The organism is uncultured Nitratireductor sp. (assembly GCF_913053745.1).
Classification (GTDB): Bacteria; Pseudomonadota; Alphaproteobacteria; order Rhizobiales; family Rhizobiaceae; genus Nitratireductor.
Genome location: NZ_CAJXGF010000007.1, coordinates 13,131 through 25,433, shown reverse-complemented (window position 1 = coordinate 25,433; position 12,303 = coordinate 13,131). Strand labels below are relative to the sequence as shown.

The following is a 12,303-nucleotide window of genomic DNA, read 5'->3' as shown; positions in this document are numbered from 1 at the left end:
CTATGGACGCTGTTATCAAAAACTTTCCGCCTCACGCCGATCAAGGCGAAAAAAAAGCGGAGAACAAATCCTACATGGATAAGCCAGTCACCGACCGCCCATCCCAAGAGGAGGTGGAAAACGCTGTGCGCACATTGCTGCGCTGGACCGGCGACGACATCGACCGCGAAGGGCTGATCGAAACACCACAGCGTGTCGCCAAGGCATACCGCGAAATGTTCGCCGGTTACGACCAATGCCCGGCAGAGGAACTGGGCCGCACCTTCGAGGAGGTGCAGGGCTATAACGACATGGTCCTGATCAAGGATATTTCGTTCCACTCCCATTGCGAACATCACATGGTGCCGATCATCGGCAAGGCGCATGTCGCCTATTTACCGGACGGCAAAGTGGTCGGTCTGTCCAAAGTCGCCCGCGTGGTCGATATTTTCGCCCGGCGCCTTCAGACGCAGGAAGCCATGACTGCACAGATCGCGCACGTGATCCAGGACGTTCTAAGGCCGCGCGGCGTTGCCGTACTGGTGGAGGCCGAGCATATGTGCATGGCCATGCGCGGCATTCGCAAGCAGGGGTCGACAACACTCACCACCACGTTCACCGGCGTCTACCGGGAAGACTTGCAGGAACAGGCGCGTTTCATGACCATGTTGCGCGACAAACACGGCTGATGACGACAATCACCTTCCCCCCTGCTCCATCCGACAAGGCCGCACTCGAAGAGGGTGCGGCTTTCTCACCCCGCTTCGATGCCACCGGCCTCGTCACTGCAGTGGTGACGGATGCCGAAACCAGTGCGCTTTTAATGGTGGCCCACATGAACGCCGAAGCACTGGCCACGACCCTTGAAACCGGCGTGGCTCATTACTGGTCGCGCTCGCGCGGTAAGCTTTGGAAGAAGGGGGAGACCTCGGGCAATGTTCAGCACATCGTCTCCATCGCCACCGATTGCGATCAGGATGCGGTGCATTTAAGCGTCAAGGTCGCCGGCGACGGCGCCACCTGCCACACCGGCCGCCGCTCCTGCTTCTACCGCAATGTAAGCATTCGTGATGGCAAAGCCGTTTTGATCGACCTCGGCATGAAGCCTTTGGCTGATAACGATGGACACGCTTGACCGAAAGTCGGTCTCGATTTCTTGAACGCTGCGAGCGTAGACTTTCTTCTAGGGAACACCCATCTAAAAATGAGCATTTTACGGGTTCCCCGGTGAGACTGCGTTGAACCGTTCGGTTCGCCAAAGCGACGCATATTCACCAATTCGATACAGTTCCCGGGCATGATGCAAAGGGGACGAGGAGATGAACATGCTCGATTGGGCATCTCTACGCAGGAAGCATGAAAACCGGGAAATCGATATGGTTTCTCCGGAGCCGCCGGTGATCGACCCTGTGCCAAAGCCGAAACCCAGAAACGGGATCGCGCTTGCTCTGGGCGGGGGCGCAGCTCGCGGCTGGGCCCATATCGGCGTTCTGCGCGCTCTGGACGAGGCCAACGTTCCCATTGGCATGATCGCTGGCACGTCTATCGGCGCACTTGTGGGCGGTTGTTATCTGGCCGGCAAGCTCGACGAGTTGGAAGAATTTGCCCGCTCCTTGACCAAGCGTCGCATCTTCGGCCTTCTGGACATCAATTTCCGCGGTAGCGGCCTGTTCGGGGGCATGAAACTGACCGCACGCATGCAGGAGCACTTGCAAGACGTCTCGTTCGACGATCTTTCGAAACCCTTCGTCTGCGTGGCAGCAGAAATCCGCACCGGCCACGAAATCTGGCTTTCGAGCGGATCGCTAATTACGGCGATGCGGGCCTCCTACGCACTGCCCGGTGTTTTTGAACCGGTTACCTGCAACGGCCGCGTGCTCGTCGACGGCGCACTCGTCAATCCCGTCCCGGTCTCTGCGTGCCGCGCCTATGAGCAACCGCTCGTCATGGCAGTGAACCTGCATTACGATCTTTTCGGTCGCGCGGCGGTGATCAAGCATTCGGCCGGCTTGCCACAGGAAACCGAAGACGGCGAACCTGCGGCGCTGATTGTCGACAAGGGGCCGCACCAGCACGATCACCGCCTTGGCATTACCGGCGTCATGGTCGAAGCTTTCAACATTATCCAGGATCGGATTTCGCGTGCCCGCATGGCCGGCGATCCACCGGATCTGTCGCTTCAACCGAAACTCGGGCATATCGGCCTTACCGAATTTCATCGTGCCGACGAAGCCATAGCCATCGGCTACGAAACCACCCAGGCACGTCTTTCCGAGCTCGATAGGCTGATTGCCGTACTCGGGTAAATGCGCAACTCAGGCGCTCGCCGCATCCTGCAATCTCAGTTGAATGCGCTTGTTTCCGTTCCAGTGATTGACCGCAAGCGTTCCCGCCGCGTGAATGGTGGCACCGCGATTGTCGAACAGGAAGTTTCCAAGATCGGTTTCAGCGGCCCGGAAAGCGATAGCCTCCATGCGTGCACCGGTCTGCGAACGCAGTTCTGCGCGGATATGACCATTCCCCACCACGCGCGCTTCGGCAAGGCGATGGCGTGGCAGTGCCAGCACTGGCGTCGGATGACCCGAACCGTAGGGGCCCGCCGTCTCCAACACGTCAAGGAGAGCAAAGCCCGCACCGTCGGCTGAAAGTGCTGCGTCGATCTTGAGGCTTTCCGCATCGCGCAATTGCTTGACGGCCCCCGCGGCACGTTCCTCGAAAAACGCCCGAAGCGGTCCGAGCTTTTCGCGCTCAATCGTAATGCCGGCGGCCATGGCGTGACCGCCGCCCTTGGCCAACAGTCCCTCTCTCACCGCCTCGCGAACGACCTTGCCAAGGTCGAAACCGGGAATCGAGCGTCCAGAGCCCGTACCCTTTCCGTTCGGATCGAATGCAATGGCGAACGTGGGACGCCGCGCGTGGTCCTTGAGACGCGAAGCGAGCAGTCCGACGATGCCGGGATGCCAGCGGTCGCTCGCCGTTACCAGAACGGCAGGCCCTTCACCGGCCATCAGCTCGGCGTCGACCTCCGCCTTCGCTTCTGCCAGCATGACCGTTTCCATATCTTGACGCTCGGTATTCAGACGGTTGAGCGTCTCGGCGATTTTGGCGGTCTCGACGAGATCGTCGCTGGCGAGCAGATTGCTGCCCAGCGCTGCATTGCCGATACGCCCACCCGCATTGATCCGTGGACCGATCATGAAGCCAAAATGATACGGGGTTAGCGGCTCCCCGATGCGCGACACCCGCGCCAATGCCGCCAGACCCGGAGTTTTCATCTGCCGGGCGGTCAACAGGCCTTTCACGACAAAGGCGCGGTTGACGCCGACCAGCGGCACCACATCGCAAACGGTGCCAAGCGCGACGAGGTCCAGAAAACCCAACAAATCCGGCGGAACCTTCGAGAAACCGCCTTGGCGCAAATGCTTCGCCGTTTGCACCAGCGCAAGGAACACAACGCCTGCGGCACACAAATGCCCTTGTCCCGACAAGTCGTCCTCGCGATTGGGATTTACCACCGCAATCGCCTCAGGCAGATCGCCACCTACCTGGTGATGATCGAGTATCACCACATCCGCCCCCGCCTCGTTGGCGGCAGCGACGGCGGCGGCGCTGTTGACGCCGCAATCCACGGTGACGATCAAGCCAGCCCGCCCTGCCAGATCCCGCATCGCATCGGGATTAGGCCCATAACCTTCAAAGATCCGGTCGGGTATATAGATCTCAGCATCGAGGCCGTAATGGGCAAGGAAGCGCTTCATCATGGCCGATGAAGCCGCACCGTCCACATCGTAATCGCCGAAGATCGCCACTTTTTCGCTGCGCCGAACCGCATGCGCGAGCCGCTCGGCTGCCTTGTCCATGTCGGTCAGGGTTGACGGATCGGGGAGCAGATCCCGGATGGTGGGATCGAGGAAACGCTCCGCCGCGTCCATATCGACCCCGCGCCCGGCCAGAACCCGTGCAACGATTTCGGGAATGCCATGCGTCTGTGCCATGGCCAAGGCTGCATTCTCGCCGCGCAAGTCGAGCCGATGCTCCCACGCGAGACCGCGCGCGGAGTGTCGAACGTCGAGGAAATACCGTTTCTCGCCAGTCATCGCCGCCTAGGTTTCACAGCGGTGGATCAAAGGCAAGCGCACACCGCAGCGGCCCGTGGAATTGCTGTGGTCTGAACTACAAAAACCGCTTTGGCATGGTTCTTCCGGACAAAAGCGAGGATGACGAAGCAAAGTGGAATGCGGCCTTTTCCTTCTCCCCGTCCCGCGGCCGGAAAGAAAACCCAGGGGCCCACCCTCAGAACTTATCAAGGTCCTGATGTCGGGCGATGATCTCGCGCACCGTCTGCGAAGAAGAACGCATCACGATGGTGTGAGTGGAAATCTGCTCGCGGCCGAACTTGACGCCCGCAAGCAGGTTGCCGTCGGTCACACCGGTCGCCGCAAACAGAACGTCACCCTTGGCCATCTCGTCCATACGGTAAACCTTGGTGGGATCGGAAATACCCATCTTGGCCGCACGCGCCACCTTTTCTTCGGTGTTGAGCTGAAGGCGCCCCTGCATCTGGCCGCCGATGCAGCGCAGTGCCGCCGCCGCCAGCACACCCTCCGGCGCACCGCCGATGCCCAAATAAATGTCGATGCCCGTCTCGTCCGGGTCGGTCGTGTGGATCACTCCAGCCACATCGCCGTCGCCGATCAGGCGGATTGCAGCGCCCGTGCCGCGCACCTCGTCGATAAGGCGCGCGTGCCGCGGACGGTCGAGAATACAAGCCGTGATCTCATTAACGGCAACGCCTTTGGCCTTGGCCAACGCCTCGATGTTTTCCACCGCCGGCGCATCCAGATCGACGACGCCCTCGGGGTAGCCCGGGCCGACAGCGATCTTCTCCATGTAGACATCGGGCGCATAAAGCAGGCTGCCACGCTCGGCGATGGCAATCACCGCCAGGGAGTTCGGCAGGTTCTTGGCGCAAATGGTGGTGCCCTCCAGCGGATCGAGCGCGATATCGACCTCCGGTCCCTCGCCCACACCCACTTCCTCACCGATATAGAGCATCGGCGCCTCGTCGCGCTCCCCCTCGCCGATCACCACCGTACCCTTGATGGGCAGGCGGTTGAGTTCGGAGCGCATGGCGTCAACGGCCACCTGGTCCGCCGCCTTCTCGTCGCCGCGTCCGCGCAAACGTGCTGCAGCCACGGCCGCGCGCTCCGTCACACGAACGAGTTCCAGCGTGAGAATGCGGTCGAGACCCGCCTGCGAGGCTTTCAACATTTATCCAAATCCTGATTTTCTCCCACTCCTCATGAGCGGGCCGGCTTCTTGTGGCAAAGACGGCGCGGGACGGCAAGTCCCCTGCCACCCCGTCAAAAACATGAATCGATTGAATAAATGTGACAGCCATGAATTGTGGCTCAGGCTGCCCGCTCAATGCGGATGACTTGCGGTTTATCGACCAGATGACCGTCCCGCATCACACCGTCAACCGCCTTGCGCACGGCGGCCTCGGTCGTTTCGTGTGTCACCAGAATCACGTTTTTCTGTGCGTCTGGAAGCCCCCCGTCGGCATGTTGCACAATGGATTCCAGCGAAATCTCGTTGTCGGCCATACGCTTGGCGATTGCAGCAAAGACGCCGGCACGATCATGCACCGTCATGCGAATGAAATACCCTCCCTCATGCGAACGCATGCGCGCGCGCTGGTATGGCTTCAACCTGGCAGCCGGGCGCCCGAACACGGGACCGTGCTGGAAGCCGGGGCGACTCTTGGCAATGTCGGCCATGTCGCCGATCACCGCTGAGGCGGTTGCACTGCCGCCGGCGCCCGGGCCGGACAGAAGGAGCTCGCCAAGCACGTCGGTCTCGATGGCGACGGCGTTGGTCACGCCATGCACCTGCGCGATAACCGACTGGTTCGGCACCATGGTCGGATGCACACGCTGCTCGATGCCGCTGTCGGTCTTCATGGCAACGCCGAGCAGTTTGATCCGGTAACCGAGCTCGCTGGCGGCGCGAATGTCAGCCTGACTGATATTGGAGATGCCCTCCATATAAATGTCGTCGGCCGAAATCTCGCAGCCGAAGGCCAGACTGGTAAGGATGGACAATTTGTGTGCCGTGTCGTGCCCTTCGATGTCGAAGGTCGGATCGGCCTCGGCGTAACCCAGGCGCTGCGCTTCGGCGAGGCAGTCTTCGAAGGAAAGCCCTTCTTCTTCCATACGCGTCAGGATGTAGTTGGCCGTGCCGTTCATGATCCCGAACACGCGGCTCACTTCGTTTCCGGCCAGCGCCTCGCGCATGGTCTTGATAACCGGAATCCCGCCTGCGACGGCAGCCTCATAATTAAGAAGAACCCCCTTCTCTTCGGCGATCGCCGCCAAGGCCACACCGTGTTTGGAAAGAAGCGCCTTGTTTGCCGTCACCACGTGACGCCCAGCCTCGAGCGCGGCCTTCACCGAATCGTAAGCCGCCCCACTGTCACCGCCAATCAACTCGACGAAGACATCGATCTCGGCCGAACCGGCCAGTTCTACCGGATCGTCGAACCATTGCGCGTTCCCCAACTCGATGCCGCGGTCGCGGTTGCGGTCGCGCGCCGAAACCGCCGTCAGCGCCATCGTGCGTCCGCATTGCCGGGTCAGTTCCGCTTCCTTGTCCGTCATGCAGCGCACGACGGAAGCTCCCACGGTTCCCAAACCCGCAATTCCAATACGCAACGCTTCGGCCATGATGCGGCGTGCTCCTTCTCGAAAGTTCAGTGAATTGGGCTCAGCGCCGGGCGCCGAGCGGAATGACGTTGTCGGTGTTTTCCGGTGCGGTTGCAAGAAAGCGCTTGATGCTGCGTGCAGCCTGACGAATCCGATGCTCGTTCTCCACAAGCGCGATGCGCACATGCCGGTCGCCGAACTCACCGAAACCGATGCCAGGCGCAACCGCCACATCGGCCTTTTCGACCAACAGTTTGGAAAACTCCAAAGACCCGAGATCGCTATAAGCCTGCGGGATAGGCACCCAGGCGAACATGGTCGCCGGGGGAGGTGGAACGTCCCAACCCGCACGACCGAAGGATTCCACCAAAACGTCGCGACGGCGCTTATAGATTGCGCGCACCTCTTCGATCTCCATACCGTCGGAGTTCAGTGCAGCCGCAGCCGCCACCTGGATTGGTGTAAACGCGCCATAATCCAGATAGGACTTAACCCGCGACAAGGCGGCAATCAGGCGCTCGTTGCCGACCGCAAACCCCATGCGCCAGCCGGGCATGGAAAACGTCTTCGACATGGAGGTGAACTCCACCGTCACATCCATCGCGCCGGGCACTTCCAGAACCGAGGGCGGCGGATTGCCGTCGAAATAAATCTCCGAATACGCAAGATCCGACAGGATGATGAGATCGTTCTTGCGGGCGAACGCCACAACATCCCTGTAGAAATCGAGCGAGGCCATACAGGCCGTCGGGTTCGAGGGATAATTCAGGATCAACGCCAGCGGCTTCGGCGTCGAATAGCGCACCGCGCGCTCCAGTGCGGGGATGAAATGCGCGTCCGGCTCTGCGGGAATAGCGCGCACCACGCCACCTGACATGATGAAGCCGAAGGCATGGATCGGATATGTCGGGTTCGGACACAAAACAACGTCGCCCGGCGCCGTGATCGCCTGGGCCATGTTGGCGAAACCTTCCTTGGAACCCAGCGTCGCGACCACCTGCGTCTCGGGATCGAGCTTCACCCCGAAGCGGCGTTCGTAATAGGCGGCCTGTGCCCGGCGCAGGCCCGGAATGCCGCGTGACGAGGAATAGCGGTGCGTGCGGGGATCACGCACGACATCACACAGTTTGTCGACGATGGCCTGCGGTGTTGGCAGGTCGGGATTGCCCATGCCCAGATCGACAATGTCGGCACCACGCGAACGCGCGCTCGCCTTCAGGCGGTTGACCTGTTCGAACACATAAGGCGGAAGCCGGCGGATCTTATGGAATTCTTCCATCGTCGTACCTCAATGCGGGTTGCGCGGAACCCGCGCCCGGTCCTCATATACCCAATCCCACAGCCGGTCGAGGGGATGCCGGCTCGCCTTATTCAGACTTTTCGATTTCTTCGAGCTGCCGCGATGCATGCGTTTTCGCAAGGCGACGCAACCGAAGCGCCTCAGCGTCTGCGTTGCTGGACGGCACGCTTCCCGCCAAACGCTCCCGAGCGGCTGACAGATCACGCGTCAGCGTATCCTTTTCAGTCGCATCGATCGGGATTGCCGCCGATTCCGGCGGTATGTTGAGATCCGGATATGCGCCCGTGTTGCGCACCCCGGGCGCATTGGCGACCTCAGACACAGGCGCGGGCCGCGATGTCGGTGTGCTGACAGCAGCGGAAGGTGCGGCGTCTTCCAGGCTGGCGCTGACGCAACCCGCGAGGGTCAGCAAAAGCACCGCCGTTGGCACGATCAATCCGGTAGCGCGAAAAAATCTGCCTTGAGATCTGATTTTCATATTCTCTTCCGATTCGAGCCACTACCATGCATGATGGTCGCGGGGAGCCTCCCGTGAGATTATGTTAACTCCGCGCCGCTTAAAAGGCGTATCCAGGTTTCGGGCGCAGATCATGGCTCAAGACAAGAAGACCAATGGCGCAAAAGATCACACAGATACAACGATAAACCAGTATTTCGCAAAAGACCCTGATCGTCTCGCGCAAAATCTTGCGCGAGCGTTGGAGGAACTTGGCAAAGCGGCCGCCTCGTGGACAGAAGCGCGGGAGAAGAGCGAATCGAGCGACATCTCCGCGGCGCCACTCGCCGACATGATCAGAACGTTCTCCCGTGTGAGCGAATACTGGCTCAGCGATCCCACCCGCGCATTGGAAGCGCAGACCAGGCTCTTTGCCGAGTTCATGGGCATTTGGGCCAATGCCATCCGCCGCATGAGCGAAGACACCGTCGTCGACTATGCATCGGCATCCGAGAATGATAGGCGCTTCCAAGATCCTGAATGGGGCCGCAACGCCTTTTTCAGTTTCTTGAAACAGGCCTATCTCGTCACCTCGCGCTGGGCAGTAGACCTCGTCGATGGCGCAGACGATCTTGACGACGTCACGCGTCACAAGGCGCGGTTCTACGTCGAGCAGATGAGCCAAGCGCTATCACCGTCGAATTTTCTGCTCACCAATCCCGAACTCTATCGGGAAACGATGGCCAGCGATGGCGAAAATCTGGTCCGAGGCATGCGCATGCTTGCCGAGGATATCGCTGCCGGCAAGGGCGATCTGAAATTGCGCCAGTCGGACAGCTCCAAGTTCAAGGTGGGTGAGAACATCGCCACCACGCCCGGAAAGGTCATCGCGCGCAATCAGCTCGTGGAAATCCTGCAGTATGAACCTGCCACCAAGAAGGTTCTAAAGCGCCCGCTCCTGGTCGTGCCCCCCTGGATCAACAAGTTCTACATTCTCGACCTCAATCCGAAGCGCTCGTTCATCCGGTGGGCGGTGGAACAGGGACACACCGTCTTCGTCATTTCCTGGGTCAATCCGGATGAGCGCCATGCGCGCCTCGACTGGGCGGATTATGTGGATGAGGGCATCCGCTTCGCTCTCGACACGATCCAAGAGGCAACCGGTGAAAAACACGTCAATGCCATGGGTTATTGCGTTGGCGGCACCTTGCTCGCAGCAGGTCTGGCGTTGATGGCGGCCGACGAGGACGAGCGCGTCGCTTCGGCGACCTTTCTCACAACCCAGGTGGACTTCACCTATGCCGGCGATCTCAAAGTGTTCGTCGACGAGGATCAGATCCAGGCGTTGGACGAAGCGATGCGCGAGCGTGGATACTTGGACGCTACACGCATGGCAACCGCATTCAACATGCTTTACGTGCATACACCGTAAAAGACCAAAAAGCGTTAAAAGCAGCTGCTGAAACGTTCCGTGATAACCCAGAATTTGATACCCGCGAAAAGCTGACGAGTTTAGGTGTGGGCGAAGCCCTGATCTCCACACTGGATGATAAAGGTCGCCCGCAGGTGGTGCAGCAAACGCTTATCAAACCGCCACAGAGTCAGATTGGTCCCATTACTGAGCAGCAAAGACAGAGTCTGCTGAGCACGTCTTTAGTGGCCGGTGTTTATGACAAGACGCTGGATAGAGAGTCAGCCTATGAAGTGCTGGCAGAGCGTGCATTAAAAGCCCAGGAGGCTGAAAAGAATCAGCCTGAAGACGAACCCAAAACAATTAAGAGAAGGCGTGAAACCGTGCTGGAAGCCTTTGCAAAAAGTACGATGCGTGCAATTGGCAGTCAATTAGGTCGTCGAATTGTCAGAGGTATTCTGGGTTCCTTATTAGGCAAGAAATAACAAATTGAGTCTGTTTTTAAATGCCGTAGAATAGTCATGAAGATATAAGGGGAAAGATGATGATTGATACTAAGAAAATTGAAGAAGTCGTACAAAGCATCAGCAAAGCATTACCACCGGGTTTAGTGCAAATGCAGGAAGATGCTGAAAAGAACATTCGTTCAGCCCTCACCGCGACATTCACCAAGCTGGATTTAGTCACGCGTGAAGAGTTTGATGTACAGGCGCAAGTATTGCTGCGTACCCGTGAAAAGTTGGAGGCACTGGAACGACGTGTCGCCGAGTTAGAAAACCCACCTAAATAAGAGAAACACTATGTCTGAATTTACTAATGTCACGGTCACACGTGAAGCAAACGTTTATTTCGATGGTAATGTGACCAGCCGTAAAGTGACATTTGCTGATGGCAGCTACAAAACATTAGGCATTATGATGCCTGGCGAGTTTACCTTTGGTACTGAAAAAGCCGAATTGATGGAAATTCTGGCAGGTAAACTCAGCTATCGATTGAAAGGAGATGCAGAGTGGATTGATGTGACAGCTGGCGAGTCTTTCAATGTGCCTGCTAACTCATCATTCGATATCCAGATTTTAGAGTTAGTGGATTACTGCTGTACTTACTTAGATTAATTTTATTTTTCTATCAGCAATAAAAAAGGCGCTTCAAGCGCCTTTTTTTATGTCTTTAAGAGAGAGCTTTATTCCCAATCATAGACTAAGTTCATTTGATACGTGGTATCAGTTGTCTCAGCGTCTTCAGCAGGTTGACTGTTATATTTGCTACGCAAGCTAGCACGTAACTTCCAGTCTTCTTTTTCAGTAATAGGCATTTCTCCACCAAAATTGGTGACAATCAGATAGTTGGTGCCAGGGCTGCTGAATGATGGGTAGTAGGTCAGATCATGAAATAAACTGAGTTTACTGTTCATTTTGTATTTGACGTCATAGCCTAATACACCTGTTGGGTCTTTATCTTTTGTGCCATCGCTGTAGCTTTCAAAGCGATAACCCAGACCGGCGAAGCCTTTGAATTTGAGATCATCTTCACGAATGAAAAATCGACCTAAACTCGCTGCGGCAATGGCTCGTAAGTCTAATTCTTCAAACTCATCAATTTCAAAGTCGGCTGAACCACGAGCAAACCACATTTCGCTGATATCACGTTCTAAAGATAGACCGGCCAGCTTTTGGTTGGCGGTTTGTTCGCCATCTTCTTTCTGGAAGTTAATTTCCATGTAGAGATTCATGCGTTCGGCATCTGTTTCACGGTTCAGCTCACCACGACCATGCGCGCCAAATCGATTTGTATTACCTGATGCACCCGTGACACCCATTGCAATGCTGCCGCTCCATGGATCACGCAGACGATTTCGTTCTTCACGTAGCGCGTTAATCGCTGTTTCATAAGACGTTTTTATGTCTTCAACTTCTTTTTCTTTGTCAGCTTTAATGGTTTCGATTTCGTCTTGATATTCTTGTTGTACAGCAAGAATTTGAGGTTTTGTGGCATCAGTAGCCCAAACGTTTTTGATATTTTTTGGGTTAATATCCACATTACCGAATGCTGTATTAGTCAGTTGCGCTTGGCCGTTATTATCAACAGATAGTTGGCCGACTATTCTGTCGCGGCTGTCTAACTCAATCAGATATTTTTTATCAGTAGTGATTTGGCTGACGCGAGCATAATCAATCGTGACTTCATTAGCGAAGGCTGTGTCCATGATTAATTGACCATTTGCGACTTGTTTTACTGTCCCTTTGAGCATACTGCCATCATCAAGAACGACTTGGTCAGCTACTGCGATATTGGTCAATGTGCTTGAAATTAATAAAAAAATAGTCCTCAAGCTAGGCTTGTACATATAAACTCCGGAGATTTGTATTAGATGAGTTGCGCGCTACTAAACTAACACAAGCAACCTCGCTCGTAAAAACGCAACGCTTTTTTGTCCTTTATTTATTCGACAAGTTTCACGGCATCTCAAAAA

Annotated in this window: 12 protein-coding genes and 1 pseudogene; 7 read left to right on the top strand and 6 right to left on the bottom strand. The window is 56.9% G+C overall.

Translation table 11 applies throughout. From position 1 onward, the window contains the following. Positions 1 to 2 precede the first annotated feature (2 nt). The 3 genes from folE (at position 3) to QZ638_RS02390 (ending at position 2,285) form a co-directional block, all read left to right on the top strand. Complete coding sequence (folE, locus tag QZ638_RS02400; protein WP_295806382.1) at positions 3 to 668, top strand: GTP cyclohydrolase I FolE; 666 nt, start codon at positions 3 to 5, stop codon at positions 666 to 668. Beyond that, positions 668 to 1,114 carry a phosphoribosyl-AMP cyclohydrolase gene (gene hisI / locus QZ638_RS02395; RefSeq protein WP_295806380.1) on the top strand — a complete coding sequence of 149 codons (447 nt, stop codon included), beginning with the start codon at positions 668 to 670 and terminating at the stop codon, positions 1,112 to 1,114. The genes folE and hisI overlap by 1 nt, the downstream gene beginning before the upstream one ends. Positions 1,115 to 1,304: 190 nt before the next feature. Continuing rightward, entirely contained in the window at positions 1,305 to 2,285 is a 981-nt protein-coding gene (locus QZ638_RS02390) for a patatin family protein (protein WP_295806378.1), read from the top strand. 9 nt (positions 2,286 to 2,294) lie between these two features. Here the strand turns inward: QZ638_RS02390 and recJ are convergent, their stop codons facing one another. The 5 genes from recJ to QZ638_RS02365 form a co-directional block, all read right to left on the bottom strand. Beyond that, positions 2,295 to 4,076 carry a single-stranded-DNA-specific exonuclease RecJ gene (gene recJ, locus QZ638_RS02385; protein WP_295806374.1) on the bottom strand — a complete coding sequence of 594 codons (1,782 nt, stop codon included), beginning with the start codon at positions 4,074 to 4,076 and terminating at the stop codon, positions 2,295 to 2,297. A 196-nt stretch (positions 4,077 to 4,272) separates the two neighbouring features. Continuing rightward, entirely contained in the window at positions 4,273 to 5,250 is a 978-nt protein-coding gene (gene glpX, locus QZ638_RS02380; protein WP_295806372.1) for a class II fructose-bisphosphatase, read from the bottom strand. 140 nt (positions 5,251 to 5,390) lie between these two features. Further along, entirely contained in the window at positions 5,391 to 6,704 is a 1,314-nt protein-coding gene (locus tag QZ638_RS02375) for a homoserine dehydrogenase (protein ID WP_295806369.1), read from the bottom strand. Positions 6,705 to 6,744: 40 nt separating this feature from the next. Beyond that, on the bottom strand, positions 6,745 to 7,962 hold the full coding sequence (locus QZ638_RS02370) for an LL-diaminopimelate aminotransferase (protein ID WP_295806366.1): 1,218 nt from the start codon (positions 7,960 to 7,962) through the stop codon (positions 6,745 to 6,747). 88 nt (positions 7,963 to 8,050) lie between these two features. Then, positions 8,051 to 8,461: a hypothetical protein gene (locus tag QZ638_RS02365; protein ID WP_295806363.1), complete on the bottom strand. Its 411-nt coding sequence runs from the start codon at positions 8,459 to 8,461 to the stop codon at positions 8,051 to 8,053. A gap of 112 nt (positions 8,462 to 8,573) precedes the next feature. Here QZ638_RS02365 and QZ638_RS02360 point away from each other — a divergent pair. From QZ638_RS02360 to QZ638_RS02345, 4 genes and pseudogenes are all read left to right on the top strand, one after another. Further along, positions 8,574 to 9,833: pseudogene (locus QZ638_RS02360) on the top strand (alpha/beta fold hydrolase); the annotation flags it as partial. After that, positions 9,791 to 10,315: a helicase HerA-like domain-containing protein gene (locus QZ638_RS02355; RefSeq protein ID WP_295806455.1), complete on the top strand. Its 525-nt coding sequence runs from the start codon at positions 9,791 to 9,793 to the stop codon at positions 10,313 to 10,315. The pseudogene QZ638_RS02360 and the gene QZ638_RS02355, both read left to right, overlap by 43 nt. A 59-nt stretch (positions 10,316 to 10,374) precedes the next feature. Then, a complete protein-coding gene (locus tag QZ638_RS02350) occupies positions 10,375 to 10,620 on the top strand; it encodes an accessory factor UbiK family protein (protein WP_289243476.1) in 246 nt (81 codons plus the stop codon). Between the two features lie 10 nt (positions 10,621 to 10,630). Continuing rightward, positions 10,631 to 10,945 (top strand): pyrimidine/purine nucleoside phosphorylase, encoded by a 315-nt coding sequence (locus QZ638_RS02345; RefSeq protein ID WP_286304171.1) that lies wholly within the window; start codon positions 10,631 to 10,633, stop codon positions 10,943 to 10,945. Between the two features lie 68 nt (positions 10,946 to 11,013). On the opposite strand, the gene QZ638_RS02340 is transcribed toward QZ638_RS02345, so the two are convergent. After that, the gene (locus QZ638_RS02340) at positions 11,014 to 12,177 is read right to left on the bottom strand and encodes a YdiY family protein (RefSeq protein ID WP_289243399.1); all 1,164 of its coding nucleotides are present in this window, start codon (positions 12,175 to 12,177) and stop codon (positions 11,014 to 11,016) included. Between the last annotated feature and the right edge of the window lie 126 nt (positions 12,178 to 12,303).